General features: G+C 64.9%; 11 protein-coding genes. 8 read left to right on the top strand and 3 right to left on the bottom strand.

Annotation, left to right across the window (positions count from 1 at the left end):
• The first annotated feature begins 379 nt into the window (after positions 1 to 379).
• The gene (locus ACVOMB_RS19240) at positions 380 to 1,984 is read left to right on the top strand and encodes an OpgD/OpgG family glucan biosynthesis protein (protein WP_481532661.1); all 1,605 of its coding nucleotides are present in this window, start codon (positions 380 to 382) and stop codon (positions 1,982 to 1,984) included.
• Positions 1,985 to 2,049: 65 nt separating this feature from the next.
• Entirely contained in the window at positions 2,050 to 2,511 is a 462-nt protein-coding gene (locus ACVOMB_RS19235) for a hypothetical protein (RefSeq protein ID WP_481532660.1), read from the top strand.
• Between the two features lie 36 nt (positions 2,512 to 2,547).
• Here ACVOMB_RS19235 and ACVOMB_RS19230 read toward each other — a convergent pair whose 3' ends face one another.
• Positions 2,548 to 3,261, bottom strand: coding sequence for a sel1 repeat family protein (locus ACVOMB_RS19230; RefSeq protein ID WP_481532659.1), 714 nt, complete (start codon positions 3,259 to 3,261; stop codon positions 2,548 to 2,550).
• A 58-nt stretch (positions 3,262 to 3,319) separates the two neighbouring features.
• On the bottom strand, positions 3,320 to 3,940 hold the full coding sequence (locus ACVOMB_RS19225) for a thymidine kinase (protein WP_481532658.1): 621 nt from the start codon (positions 3,938 to 3,940) through the stop codon (positions 3,320 to 3,322).
• A gap of 76 nt (positions 3,941 to 4,016) precedes the next feature.
• Between ACVOMB_RS19225 and ACVOMB_RS19220 the strand changes: the two genes are divergently transcribed.
• Both ACVOMB_RS19220 and ACVOMB_RS19215 read left to right on the top strand, forming a co-directional pair.
• The gene (locus ACVOMB_RS19220) at positions 4,017 to 5,999 is read left to right on the top strand and encodes a UvrD-helicase domain-containing protein (RefSeq protein WP_481532662.1); all 1,983 of its coding nucleotides are present in this window, start codon (positions 4,017 to 4,019) and stop codon (positions 5,997 to 5,999) included.
• Between the two features lie 229 nt (positions 6,000 to 6,228).
• Positions 6,229 to 6,750, top strand: coding sequence for a GNAT family N-acetyltransferase (locus tag ACVOMB_RS19215; RefSeq protein WP_481532657.1), 522 nt, complete (start codon positions 6,229 to 6,231; stop codon positions 6,748 to 6,750).
• A gap of 6 nt (positions 6,751 to 6,756) precedes the next feature.
• Here the strand turns inward: ACVOMB_RS19215 and ACVOMB_RS19210 are convergent, their stop codons facing one another.
• Positions 6,757 to 7,422, bottom strand: a complete 666-nt coding sequence (locus ACVOMB_RS19210) for a YceH family protein (RefSeq protein WP_481532656.1) — start codon at positions 7,420 to 7,422, stop codon at positions 6,757 to 6,759.
• A 184-nt stretch (positions 7,423 to 7,606) separates the two neighbouring features.
• On the opposite strand from ACVOMB_RS19210, the gene ACVOMB_RS19205 reads away from it, so the two are divergent.
• From ACVOMB_RS19205 to plsB, 4 genes are all read left to right on the top strand, one after another.
• Positions 7,607 to 8,515, top strand: a complete 909-nt coding sequence (locus ACVOMB_RS19205; RefSeq protein WP_481532655.1) for a 5'-nucleotidase, lipoprotein e(P4) family — start codon at positions 7,607 to 7,609, stop codon at positions 8,513 to 8,515.
• Positions 8,512 to 9,231, top strand: a complete 720-nt coding sequence (gene pyrF, locus ACVOMB_RS19200; protein ID WP_481532654.1) for an orotidine-5'-phosphate decarboxylase — start codon at positions 8,512 to 8,514, stop codon at positions 9,229 to 9,231. The genes ACVOMB_RS19205 and pyrF overlap by 4 nt, the downstream gene beginning before the upstream one ends.
• Positions 9,232 to 9,599: 368 nt before the next feature.
• Positions 9,600 to 10,529 (top strand): hypothetical protein, encoded by a 930-nt coding sequence (locus ACVOMB_RS19195; protein WP_481532653.1) that lies wholly within the window; start codon positions 9,600 to 9,602, stop codon positions 10,527 to 10,529.
• 8 nt (positions 10,530 to 10,537) lie between these two features.
• Positions 10,538 to 13,159 (top strand): glycerol-3-phosphate 1-O-acyltransferase PlsB, encoded by a 2,622-nt coding sequence (plsB, locus tag ACVOMB_RS19190; RefSeq protein WP_481532652.1) that lies wholly within the window; start codon positions 10,538 to 10,540, stop codon positions 13,157 to 13,159.
• The last annotated feature ends 179 nt before the right edge of the window (positions 13,160 to 13,338 follow it).

The raw sequence follows: 13,338 nt of genomic DNA, 5'->3' as shown, positions 1-13,338 counted from the left end.
CCGCCCGCCTCCTCCCAGCCCCCCCCCCACACCCCCCCCCCCCCCCCCCCCCCCCCCCCCCCGCCCCCCCCCCCCCCCCCCCCCCCCCCCGCCCCCCCCCCCCCCGCCCCCCCCCCCCCCCCCCCCCCCCCCCCCCCCCCCCCCCCCCCCCACTACAAGTCCCTCTCCTGTTTGGGGGAGAGGGGTTGGGGTAAGGGCTGCCTTTGTTTAGAGCGCAGCCATGCTGCGCTGTGGCTTTACCGGCAAGGCCTCTGCCGAGCATGGCTAGGCACTACAGGTCAGGTTGGCTGAAGCGGATGTTCATTCGACGGCCATCTGAGGCTGTCGATTCACGCAATTGCGCCTACCATGCTGCGGTCCCCTACCGGCTTGCCTTTCCATGCAACGACGCGACTTCCTGCGCAACGCCGCAGCCGCTCTGGCGGCCTTCGGTCTTCCGGCCTTTACTGCCTGCGCGGCCGGCAAACCGGCACAGCTGGGCCTGCGTCGCCTGGGCCAGCCGCAGCCTTTCGACTTCGCCACCCTCAAGGGCCAGGCTCGCGCGCTGGCACAGGCGCCCTACAAGAGCCACAAGCGCACCCTGCCGGGCGCGCTGGAGAAGCTCGACTGGGACCAGTACCAGTCCATCAGCTACCGGCAGGATCATGCGCTGTGGGCTGACCAGCCCGGCAAGTTCCAGGCCAAGTTCTTCCATCTGGGCCTGTACTTCCATTCGCCGGTACGCATGTTCGACGTGGTCGATGGCAAGGCGCAGGAGCTGGCCTATGACGGTGCGGCTTTCAACTACGGCAAGAGCGGCATCCACGGTGGCCAGTTGCCCGCTGACCTGGGCTTCGCCGGCTTCCGCCTCAATACCCGCAGCGATACCGACCGCGACTTCGCCGCCTTCCTCGGCGCCAGCTATTTCCGCGCGGTAGGCAAGGAAGGGCAGTACGGGCAATCGGCGCGCGGCCTGGCCATCGATACCGGCATGGGCCGCCCGGAGGAGTTCCCGGACTTCATCGCCTATTACCTGGAGCAGCCGTCAGCGGATTCCGACACGCTGGTGGTCTACGGCCTGCTGGATTCGCCCAGCGTTGCCGGTGCCTATCGTTTCGCCATCACCAATGGCGATGTGCTGCTGATGGATATCGACAGCGCGCTGTATCCGCGCAAGGAAATCGAGCGGCTTGGCATCGCGCCGTGCACCAGCATGTACCAGGTCGGCGAGAACGACCGCCGCATGGATTGGGATTGGCGCCCGGAGATCCACGACACCGATGGCTTGTCGATGTGGAACGGGGCAGGCGAATGGATCTGGCGGCCGCTGTGCAACCCAGCCAATCTGCGTTTCAACATGTTCGTCGACAACAACCCGCGTGGCTTTGGCCTGCTGCAGCGTGACCGCAACTTCGACCATTACCAGGACGACGGCGTGTTCTATGAGAAACGCCCCTGCCTGTGGATCGAACCGAAGGGGCAATGGGGCGAAGGCTCGGTGCAGTTGGTGGAGATTCCCACCGTTGACGAAACCTTCGACAACATCGTCGCCTTCTGGAATCCCAAGGCCAAGCCGCAACCGGGCGAGGAATTGCTGGTTGGCTACCGGCTGTACTGGGGCGCCGAGCCGCCGGCACGTCCGCCGCTTGCCCACTGCGTTGCCAGCCGCACCGGCCTGGGCGGCATCATCGGCAAGAAACGCGAGTATTTCTCGTGGCGTTTCGCCGTCGACTTTGAAGGCGGCGAACTGGCCAGCCTGATCGACAAGGGCGAAGTGGAAGCGGTGCTGGAAACCAGCCGCGGCCGCGTGGAAGTGGTGTCGGCGCGTCCGCTGCGTGAGATCAAGGGCTACCGCGCCATGTTCGACCTGGTGCCGCCGGACGGCAGCACCGAGCAGATCGACGTGCGCCTGTACCTGCGCAGCGGTGGCAAGACCCTGACCGAGACGTGGTTGTACCAGTACACCCCGCCGGCTGCGGGGGCGCCTGAGCGGACGTTGTATTGATTGCAAGTGAGGCTGCATTCAAAGTCGGTGTTTCATGAGCTCCGGCTCCCTTCGGTGCTTGTTTGATGCATCCAGACAACGATCTCCAGGCAGCGCAAGAGCTGCGGCAACGTGCGGTGACTTTCACGCTGCGGGGCTTTTCTGCAGCACCACAGCGGGTCGCTGCTCTATCCGGCGTGGCGGCGCATGGTCTCGGGTCGGCCGGGCAGGTGCGTCGGCTAGGGCAGGCGCCATTGAAGCGATCCTATGTCAGCTGGCACCTCTGTATGCCACCGTCCACATCGATGTTTGCGATGGTTCCAATGATCGTCAACTATCTCGGTGGCGAGGAGAACATCCAGCGGGTGCTGCGAGAGGTGGTGCCGGAGTTTGTTGAAGTAGACCTGTTGTTGCCGGTGAAGAACTCACCCGAGCAGGAAGGGGGCTTCATCGCGAATCAGGACCTTGCCTGCTTGACCCGGCTGGGGGCCACCTTGGTCTTCAGCTATTTTTCGCACCTGACTAGCGACAATTTAGAAATGCCATGAACACCGGGGCGGTTTTGATTCCGCCCCGGGCCGAGATCAAGGCTTGTCGGTGGCGGCGGGAATGCTCATCGCGGGCTTGCCCACTTCCACCGTGCCACGGCGAATTTTCATCCAGGTTTCGTCCTGCCACTTCTGGTAAAGATCGGGATCCCAGTATTTCTTGTCATACAACCGGTCAGCTTTGATGGTGCGTTGCATTCCGCCGTCGTTGTAGACGATATCGACATTGTTCGACATCGAGCCGGTACGGCTGCCTGTCATTGCACGCAGGCCGCGACTCAGTACTGCCGCTATGCGAGGCTTGGCCACGGCATCACCATATTCGGCCGCGAGCTGTCGGGCTTGAGCACGGGCTACCTCCTGCTGTTCCAGCGGCAGGGCTGCCCAATACTGGTCCCTCAGCTCGACGAACAAGGGGTATCCGCGTTCGGCTGCGACATCCATCCATGCAAATGCCATGACCCGATCTGCAGGGCGTTCCACACCGAACCAGTACATTTCGGCCAGGTAGCCCTGCGCTGGCTTATCCGCATAGCGTGCGGAAAGCCGGAAGTTCTCCATCGCGTTATCGACTTCACCGCGATGCAGTGCGTTTACCCCCCACTGCCGGTACATCATGTCCGGATGACCATCCAGGAATCCGGCGTTGAGTAAGGGCCCGTCTTCTTGTGGTGGTGTTTCGGCGGCGACAGCGGGCAGACAAAGCGGCAACAGCAGGATGATGAATAAATATCGGAACATGGTGGGCATCATTCTTCCTTGGAGACGGTCGCAGCCTATGGGGCACAGGGGCTAATGTAAATTGGCCCTACAACGGCAGCGGCGCCTGCATCGGATCAATCCGGCCCTCACCCCGCGTGATCTTCTTGAACTCAGCCCGGCTCACCGACACATAGCGGTCATTGCCGCCGATCTCCACCTGCGGGCCGTCCTGCACGGCAAATCCGTTCTCGTCCACGCGCACGGTCATCGTGGCCTTCTTGCCGCTGTGGCAGATGGTCTTGATCTCCTGCATCTCGTCGGCCCAGGCCAGCAGGTACTGGCTGCCTTCGAACAATTCGCCGCGGAAATCGGTACGCAGCCCGTAGCACAGGGCCGGAATGCGCAGCTGGTCGACGATCTCGGACAGCTGCCAGACCTGTGACTTGCTCAGGAACTGGGCTTCGTCGACCAGTACGCAGCCGAGCTTGCCGTGGGCGGCGATGTCCTGCTGGATCAGCTTCTCCAGGTCGGTATCGCGCTCAAAGGTGGTCGCTTCAGCCTGCAGGCCGATCCGCGAGGCGACCACGCCGGTGCCGGCGCGGTGGTCCAGGTGCGGGGTCAGCAGGGCAACCCGCATGCCGCGCTCGCGGTAGTTGTGCGCCGATTGCAGCAGGGTGGTGGTCTTGCCGGCGTTCATCGCCGAATAGTAGAAATAGAGCTTGGCCATGGCCCATTTTACCGCGCCAGCCGGCGCTCACGGGCGATGGCTTACACTGCCTGCCTGCGACTGAAACCACCCCATGCTGGACTCCCTCAATCCCCCCCAACGCGCGGCGGCTGTGCACGCCGAAGGTCCTCTGCTGGTGCTGGCTGGTGCCGGCAGCGGCAAGACGCGCGTGATCGTCGAGAAAATCGCCCATCTGATCGGCATTCGCCGCTACCCGGCCCGCCGTATCGCCGCGATCACCTTCACCAACAAGTCGGCCAAGGAAATGCGCGAGCGTGTGGCCAAGCGCCTGCGTGCCGAAGACGCCGCCGAAGTCACCATCTGTACCTTCCATGCGCTGGGCCTGAAGTTCCTGCAGATCGAACATGAACACGTGGGGCTGAAGCGCAGTTTTTCCATCTTCGATGCCGACGATGCCGGCGCGCAGATCAAGGATCTGCTCGGCGGCACCAATGCCAAGCCCGATGACATCGAGGACATGAAGAACCTGATCTCGCGGGCCAAGAACTCCGGGCTGTCGCCCGCGCAGGCGATGGCGGCGGCGCGCAGCAACCGCGAGAAAGACGCGGCGATGGTCTACGAGCTGTACCAGACCCGTTTGACCTCGTTCAACGCGGTCGATTTCGATGACCTGATCCGCCTGCCCGTGCAGGTGCTGGAAGAGAACCCGGATATCGCCCTGGCCTGGCGCGAGCGCATCGGCTACCTGCTGGTCGACGAATGCCAGGACACCAACGATGCCCAGTACCGGTTGCTCAAGCAGCTGGCCGGGCCCGCTGGCAACTTCACCTGCGTCGGCGATGACGATCAGTCGATCTATGCCTGGCGCGGTGCCAATCCCGAGAATCTGCAGCAGATGGGCGTGGATTACCCCGCACTGCAGATCATCAAGCTGGAGCAGAATTACCGTTGTTCCAACCGTGTGCTACGCGCGGCCAATGCGCTGATCGCGCATAACCCGCACGAGCATCTGAAGACCCTGTGGTCGGATCAGGCTGACGGCGAGCGCATCCGCGTCTGGGAATGCCGCAACAGTGAACATGAGGCGGAAAAAGTCGCCTCCGAGATCCATTTCCTCGCCACCAACCGCAAGATTCCGTGGAGTGATTTCTGCATCCTGTTCCGCGGCAATTTCCAGTCGCGGCCCTTGGAAAAAGCGATGCAGCTGGTCGGCGTGCCGTATCACCTCAACGGTGGCACGGTGTTCCTGGAACGGCAGGAAGTGAAGGACACGCTGGCCTGGCTGCGGCTGATCGTGAACCCGGACGACGACACTGCCTTCATGCGTGCGGTGCAGTCGCCCAAGCGCGATGTCGGCGCAAGCACGCTGGCCAAGTTGGCGGAGCTGGCATCGGAGAAAGACATTCCGATGGCACACGCCGCTGAAAGCATGGGTGCGCTGGCCCAGCTCACCCCGCGTGCGGCCAATAGCCTGAGCAAGTTCACCGACATCCTGCGCGCGCTGCGGCTGGATATGCGTGGCATGAGCTCAGGCGATCTGGTGCGGCGTGTGTCCAAGGATTCGGGCATGTTGGCCGAACTGCGGAATGCGGCCAAGGACACTGCCGGCTACGAGCGTCGCGCAAACAATCTGGAAGAACTGGCCTCCTGGTTCGAGAGCGGCCCGCGCGGTGCCAGCGCCGCCGACATGGCCGCGCAGCTGGCGCTGATCTCGCGCAACGACAAGGACGACGGTGGCAACCAGGTGCGGATGATGACGCTGCATGCATCCAAGGGTCTGGAGTTTCCGTACGTGTTCATCGTTGGCTGCGAGGACGGCGTGCTGCCGCACCAGGTCAGCCTGGATGAGGGCAACCTGCAGGAAGAGCGGCGCCTGCTGTACGTGGGCATCACCCGCGCCAAGATCCAGTTGTGGATGAGCTTCAGTCGATTGACGCGCAAGTTTGGTGAGCATATCCGGCTCAAGCCCAGCCGGTTCTTCGACGAGATTCCGGCCGGCGAGATCCAGCGCGATGGCGCGGACCCGGTGGCCGATGCCGCGCACAAGCAGGAGCGGGCGAAGGCTGGATTGGCAGCGATTCAAGCGCTGTTTGATTGATGCTTCACCCCTCCCCGTTGGCGCAGCCAAGGGGGAGGCCGGGAGGGGGTAGCTTTGAAACCGGGTCTTGCGCTTTGATTGGGACTCACTGCGAACAGAACCCCTTTGCTTTAAGAGGTAGTGCCGAGCCATGCTCGGCAGGGGGCTCTACCGGCAAAAACCAAAAGCACCCCTCCCCAGCCCTCCCCTCTGCTACGCAGAAGGGAGGGGGCCAAAACCGAGCCTTGCAATGTCCCTGATCCAGACTGAACGCCTGCAACTGCGCCTGCTGCGTGATGACGACGGCGATGCCGCCGCGATGCTGCAATTGCTCAACGAGCCGGGCTTCCACGAATTTATCGGTGATCGCGGCGTGCGCACCGTGGAGGAAGCACGGGAGTATGTGCGCAAGCACACCTTCGGCAGTTACGCCGCACATGGCTTCGGCATGTATGCGATCGAGCGCCGCAGTGATGGTGCCTGGCTCGGCAATGCCGGGCTGGTGCGGCGACCGGGCCTGCCCAGCGCCGATGTCGGTTATGCCTTGCTGGCGCCCTATACCGGGCAGGGCTATGCGCGCGAAGCGGTGCAGGGCGTGCTCGATTACGCCCGCACCACGCTGGGTCTGGGCGAACTGCGCGCGATCGTGTCGCAGGGCAACGCACGCTCGGTCGCCTTGCTGGAAAAGCTAGGCTTCGATGATGGCGGCACGGTGGTGCTGCCGGGCGAGGACGAACAGCTGCTGCTGTTCGTCAACACGCCAAAAGGCTGAGCCGGCTCAGCCGCCCAATTGCTCCTGCAGCGCGGCCAGCTGTTCCTGCAGGGCCGCGACGGTGGCTTCCAGCTGCTGCACGCGTTCTTCCAAGGCGCTGTTGTCGACCGTGGAGGAAGAACCCGACGGCGCACGGTACTGCGCCGCCAAGGCATCCGCATCCACCGGGCCGGACAGCAGGTGCATGAAGCGGTCTTCGCGCTGGCCGGCGCCGCGCGGCAGCTGCACCACAAGGCCGCGTTGCTGCAAGCGCTCCAACTGGTGGCGCAGGTCGGCGGCATCGGCAAACTTGGCCATGCGCTCGCTGCGGGTCGCCAATTCACCGGCGGTCTGCGGACCACGCAGCAGCAACAGGCCGAGCAGGGCGACCTGCTGGCGTGGCAGATCGAGCTTGGGGCCGGTCAGGTGCTCGTAACGGTCGGCGCGCGAGGCGAAGTGCTGGCGCACCAGGCCCAGCGTCTCCAACTGGCGCAGTGCGTGCTGCACCTTGCCGGTTTCCAAGTTCATCACCGGCTCGCGCGCGGTCTTCTGGTTGGCGGCTACCTGGGCGGCATTGACCGTCAGCGGGTAGGTGTCCGGGGTTGTGGCCTCTTTCTCGATCAGGCAGCCCAGCACGCGCGCCTGGGCGGCGTCGAGGATAGGGAAATCGGGGGTCTGGCTGGCGTCGGTCACGGTCCGGGCTCTGGTCTTGCTAGGGGGCGCAAGCATAGCTGAGTGCGGAAATTGCGGTTAAAACCGGGGTCGGAGTGGGGTTTCGTTGCGAAACCCCACTCTGACCCCGGTTTTGACCCGGCAAGGCGGGCAAAGCAGGGAGCCGGTAAACTTGCGCGGTTTTCAAAGATTCCCGGTAGTTGCCATGTCCCGATTCCCCGCCCTTACCCTGCTGGCCGGCGCCGTGCTGTCGCTGGCTGCCTGCAGCTCGACCGCGCCGCTGAGCCGCGTTTCGCCGGCCCCGGCCCCGGCCGACGCCGTCGTAGCTCCGGCCAATGCCCCCAACGACAACCTCAATGCCGTGCTGTGGGTGCAGCGTTCGCAGGAATACCGCGCCAGCGCGCTGCAGACCTGGAAGCTGGCCGGCGCGCAGCTCGACGCGGCCCTGGCCGATGGCAGCTGGACCGCGCTGTTGCCGGAAGAAGGCGGCAATCATCAATCGGCCAAACTGAAGCCGGCGGTGGTGGTGGACGTGGACGAGACCGTGCTCGACAACTCGCCCTATCAGGCGCGGCTGGTGCGCGATGGCAGCAACTACAACGACGCGACCTGGGAAGCCTGGGTGGATGAGCGCAAGGCGCAGCCGGTACCCGGCGCGGTGCAGTTCGCGCAGGCCGCCGCAGCCAAGGGCGTGACCATGATCTACATCAGCAACCGCACCGCAGCGATGAAGGACGCCACCATCGCCAATCTGCGCCAGGTTGGCTTCCCGGTCGCCGATGACAGCGTCTATCTGGGCCTGGGCACGCCGGTGCCGGGCTGCACCGAACATGGCAGCGAGAAGGGCTGCCGCCGCCAGTTGGTGGCGCAGCACTACCGCGTGCTGATGCAGGTGGGCGACCAGTTCACCGATTTCCTGCAGGTCGAGGACAACAGCCTGGCCGCGCGCGACCTGCTGCTGGACAAGTACCAGGGCTGGATCGGCTCGCGCTGGTGGATCCTGTCCAACCCCACCTACGGTGGCTGGGAAGGTGCGGCGATCAACAATGCCTGGTCGCTGCCGGCGGACCTGCGCAACGGGGCAAAGCGTGAAGCGCTGGAGGTGGCCCGATGAGCCGCGCACCGCTGCCGCTGCGTGATGACGAGCGCCTGATCTTCGCCCTCGACGTGCCCGGCAAGACCGAGGCCATCGAGTGGGTGGAAAAGCTTGGTGATGCCGTGTCGTTCTACAAGATCGGCATGGAACTGCTGGCCTCGGGCGAATACTTCGACGTGCTGGATGAACTGGCCAAGCGCGACAAGCGCGTGTTCGTCGACCTGAAATTCTTCGATATCCCGGCCACCATTGCCGGCGTGATCAAGCGCCTGTCGCAGTGGCCGGTGAGCTACTGCACCATCCACGGCTGGCACCCCGGCATGATGGAAGCTGCCGCCGCTGCCAATACGTCGGAGATGCGCCTGCTGGCGGTGACCGTGCTGACCTCGATGGGGCGGGCGGATCTGGCACAGATGGGCATCGACCGTGAACCCGTTGACGTGGTGGTGGAGCGCGCCTTGGCCGCGCAGCGCGCCGGCATCGACGGTGTGATCGCTTCCGGCCAGGAGGCCGCGCCAATCCGTGCGGCGACCGGTCAGGGTTTCTCCATCGTCTGCCCCGGCATCCGCCCCGGCGGCCCGGTGGGCGATGACCAGCAGCGCACCGTGGGCGTGGCCCAGGCTTTTGCCGACGGCGCCGACGCGATTGTCGTCGGCCGGCCGATCCGCCTGGCTGCCGACCCGCGCGCTGCAGCATTGGCAATGCAACTTGAAATTGCCGCTTCATTCAAATGAAATCAATGACTTATCATATTATTCATGAAGTGTTGCATTAACTGAAGCTGGCGCGTAGGCTACGTCTCGTCCGGCTCTGCCGGCGATGCGTCAAACATGTCTACCGGCTTCACGTCGGTTTGAGGGGTCTGTCACCGGCAACGGGGCGGCCTCTTTTTTTATGTCTCAAGTGCCCGGATGAGCGAGCAGGGAATCTAGACGGGGTGTGGGCCAAGGCGCGCACCAAGGGACCATGGCTTCGACTGAACCCGCCCTTCGGCGCCGTGACGGCCGTGCTTGCTGCTGTCACCGGGCAGGCATCAAGATGCTTGGCCTACGGGAGGATAGCCGCCGCCATGCAACGCCGTTCACTACCCCGCTGTCACACCATGATCTTGACGTCGGTCTGCCTTGTAGCCCTGTTGGCGGCCTGCAAGCGCAACGCCGAGCCCTTGCCCGGTGCTGCCACCGAGCCGGCTGCGGCGGTACGCCAGCTGACCCAGCACCTGCGCAACAACGATCTGGTCGGCTATGCGCGCGCGGCGGTGCCACCGGCCCAGTACGCCGAACTGGAGGCTGCCTGGGCGCAGGGCCATAGCCGCTGGCCGCTGACCGAGCTGCCCTTGGACGAAAAGCTGCCAGCGCTGCTGGCCACGCTGTCGGAGCAGGATGCCGAGCACAAGCTGCAGCGCGCCTTCAAGGCGCAGCTGGAGGGCCAGACCGCGGCCGTGCGGCAGGCCGCGCATTCGCTGGGCCTGTTTGGCGTGCAATACATCAGCCATCAAGGCGACTACAACGCAGCCGAGCGTGCGCACTACGTGCAGTTGGTCACCGCGCTCAGCGACTGGGCCCAGGCAGCACCGCTGCCGGACCCCAAGCTGGCGCAGACCTCGATCGCCACCCTCACGGCTGCTGCCCGCGCCACTGGCCTGGCCGATGAGCAGGCCTTCCAGCAGGCCGGCATGACCGGCACCTTGCAGAAGCTCGGCCCGTTCGCCGCGGCCAGCAAGCAGGTGCTGGCCGCGTATGGCCTGAAGCTGGATGAAAGCGTGGAGCAGATGCGTACCGGCCTGGTCTCACAGGACGGCGACCGCGCCACCGTACGCGTGCAGTACCCGTTGGCGGGCAAGCAGCTGGACCTCGAGGTGGCCTTGGTACGCCACGACAAGCGCTGGTATCTGGCCCGTACGCTCAGCGATGTGGATGCGGTACTGGTGGCTGCGCGCGCTGCCGAACAGGCCAAGGCCGATGTCCTGCAAGCGGCCGAAGTCCCAGCTCCGGAAACAGCAGACAACGCCGCAGCGGCGGCTAAGCCATAATGGCGCCGATGTCGAAACAGAAATCCCAGCCCGATCAGGGTGAACTGCTGCCGCCGGACGACGCCAACGCGACGCCCGCCACTCCTGCTGCCATCGTGCCGGGTGCTTCCGCGCGCCCGTCGCCTGCGGCCCGTGCTGCGCGTCGCCCGCTGTGGTCGCGCCTGCTGGGCAAGCTGATCGAGCCCTGGCTGGGCCTGAAGATCGAGCCCGAGCAGCCCGGCGACTACAACGACGGCCGCCCGGTGGTGTACGTGCTGGAGGACTACGGTCTGTCCAACGCGCTGATCCTGGACAAGGCCTGCCGCGATGCCGGCCTGCCTTCGCCGCTGGTGCCGCTGGCCGGTGACCCCACCGGGCGCAAGCGCGCCTATGTGGCGCTGTCACGCCGCTCCAGCAACAACATGCTGCTGCCCGAACAGCGCGGCGCCAAGACCCATTCCGATTCGCTGGCCAAGCTGCTGCAGGCGCACCGCGCCAACCCGGGCCTGGACGTGCATCTGGTGCCGGTGTCGATCTTCGTCGGCCGCGCCCCGGACAAGCAGAGCGGCTGGTTCGCGGTGCTGTTCTCGGAAAACTGGGCATTGGTTGGCCGCTTCCGCCGCCTGTTGGCGATCCTGCTCAATGGCCGCGACACCATCGTCCGTTTCGCCCCGCCGGTATCGCTGCGCGGCACCGTCGACGAAGGGCTGGAGCCCGAGCGCACCGTGCGCAAGCTGCAGCGCGTGCTGCGTACCCACTTCCGTCGCATCCGTGAGTCGATCATCGGTCCGGATCTTTCCACCCGCCGCCTGCTGGTGGACAAGGTGCTGGAAGCCGATTCGGTGCGCGAAGCCATCGCCGTGCAGGCCAAGCGCGACAACTCCAAGACCACCGACGCCTGGAAGAAGGCGCAGGGCTACGCCTGGGAAATTGCCGCCGACTACTCCACTCCGGTGGTGCGCTCTGCCAGCTTCATGCTCAGTCACGTCTGGAACCGCATCTATGCCGGCGTGCTGGTGCATCACCTGGACAAGTTCAAGGAAGCAGCGCCTGGCCACGAAATCATCTACGTGCCCAGCCACCGCAGCCACATGGACTACCTGCTGCTGAGCTACCTGCTGTACGACCGCGGCATCGTGCCGCCGCATATCGTGGCCGGCATCAACCTCAACCTGCCGGTGGTTGGCACGCTGCTGCGCAAGGGCGGCGCGTTCTTCATCCGTCGCTCGATCAAGGGCAACGCGCTGTACTCGGCAGTGCTCAGCGAATACGTCGCGCAGCTGGTGGCTGGCGGTTATTCGATCGAGTACTTCGTCGAAGGCGGGCGCTCGCGTACCGGCCGTCTGTTGCAGCCCAAGGGCGGCATGATCTCGATGACGCTGCGTGCCTTCCTGCGCCAGCCGCGCAAGCCAGTGCTGTTCCAGCCCATCTACGTCGGCTATGAAAAGCTGATGGAGGGCAACAGCTACCTGGACGAGCTGACCGGCCGGCCGAAGGAAAAGGAATCAATCTGGGCACTGCTGTGGGGCATTCCCAAGGTGCTCAAGCAGAACTACGGCCAGGTGGTGGTGAACTTCGGCGAGCCGATCGCGCTGAATGACGTGCTGGCGAAGATGGCGCCCGACTGGGACGGCCAACCGGTGCCCGAAGACGAGAAGCCGAGCTGGTTGGCCGGCACTGTTGATGTGCTTGCCGAGCAGATCCAGGAGCGCATCAACGCCGCCGCCGACGTCAACCCGATCAACCTGCTGGCGCTGGCACTGCTGTCCACGCCCAAGCACGCGATGGGCGAGGCCGACCTGATCGCGCAGATCGAGCTGTGCAAGAAGCTGCTGGTGGAAATGCCGTATTCCGACCGGGTCACGGTCACCCCGCATTCGCCCGAGCGCATCATTGCCCACGCCGAGGAAATCAACGTCCTCACCCGCATCAAGCACCCGCTGGGCGATGTGCTCAGCGTCAGTGGCGACACCGCGGTGTTGTTGAGCTATTTCCGCAACAACGTGCTGCACCTGTTCACCGCATCGTCGTGGGTGGCCTGCTGCTTCCAGAACAACCGCCGCATGAGCCGTGGTGGCCTGCTGCGGCTGGGCCGTGGCCTGTACCCGTTCCTGCAGGCGGAGTTGTTCCTGCCGTGGACCGAGGACGAGTTTGCCGCGCGCATCGACCAGACCATCGACGTTTTCGTCCGCGAAGGCCTGCTGCAGCATGTGGGCGAGGATGACGGCGGCATGCTCGCGCGCAGCACCGGCCAGACCGATGAAGTGTTCCGTCTGCGTGCGATTGGCCACTCGCTGCAACAGGCATTCGAGCGTTATTACATCGCCATCTCGGTGTTGGTGAAGAACGGCCCGGGCACGCTCGGCGCCGGCGAGCTGGAAAGCCTGTGCCAACAGGCCGCACAGCGCCTGAGCCTGCTGTATGCACCGGCCGCGCCGGAGTTCTTCGACAAGTCGTTGTTCCGCGGTTTCATCCAGAAGATGCGCGAGCTGCGCCTGATCTGGCCGGATCAGAACAGCAAGCTGCTGTTCGACGAACGCCTGGACGCCTGGGCCAAGGATGCCAAGTTCATCCTCGGCCGCGAACTGCGCCACACCATCGAGCGTGTGAGCCCGGAAGCGGTGAAGCCGGAAGTGCCGCCAGTAGCATGATGGGAGCCCCGTGGAGCGGAGCCATGCTCCGCTGGGGCAGTGCCGGTACAGCCTCTGCCGAGCATGGCTCGGCACTACCCTATCGACGGGTCTTGTGGGGGGCGGGGGACACGCCCCCCCCCACCGACAAAACGGGGGGGGGCGGGCGGGGGGTTTAAACCCGGCCCCCCAGGCCGGGG

This window comes from Stenotrophomonas sp. STEN018, assembly GCF_056760235.1.
This window is presented reverse-complemented; position numbering and strand designations above follow the sequence as displayed.

What these genes read in the sequence shown, in the direction of transcription:
- ACVOMB_RS19240 (WP_481532661.1), top strand. Translation starts at nt 380, where the DNA reads ATGCAACGACGCGACTTCCTGCGCAACGCCGCAGCCGCTCTGGCGGCC.
- ACVOMB_RS19235 (WP_481532660.1), top strand. Translation starts at nt 2,050, where the DNA reads ATGCATCCAGACAACGATCTCCAGGCAGCGCAAGAGCTGCGGCAACGT.
- ACVOMB_RS19230 (WP_481532659.1), bottom strand. Translation starts at nt 3,261, where the DNA reads ATGCCCACCATGTTCCGATATTTATTCATCATCCTGCTGTTGCCGCTT.
- ACVOMB_RS19225 (WP_481532658.1), bottom strand. Translation starts at nt 3,940, where the DNA reads ATGGCCAAGCTCTATTTCTACTATTCGGCGATGAACGCCGGCAAGACC.
- ACVOMB_RS19215 (WP_481532657.1), top strand. Translation starts at nt 6,229, where the DNA reads ATGTCCCTGATCCAGACTGAACGCCTGCAACTGCGCCTGCTGCGTGAT.
- ACVOMB_RS19205 (WP_481532655.1), top strand. Translation starts at nt 7,607, where the DNA reads ATGTCCCGATTCCCCGCCCTTACCCTGCTGGCCGGCGCCGTGCTGTCG.
- pyrF (WP_481532654.1), top strand. Translation starts at nt 8,512, where the DNA reads ATGAGCCGCGCACCGCTGCCGCTGCGTGATGACGAGCGCCTGATCTTC.
- ACVOMB_RS19195 (WP_481532653.1), top strand. Translation starts at nt 9,600, where the DNA reads ATGATCTTGACGTCGGTCTGCCTTGTAGCCCTGTTGGCGGCCTGCAAG.
- plsB (WP_481532652.1), top strand. Translation starts at nt 10,538, where the DNA reads ATGTCGAAACAGAAATCCCAGCCCGATCAGGGTGAACTGCTGCCGCCG.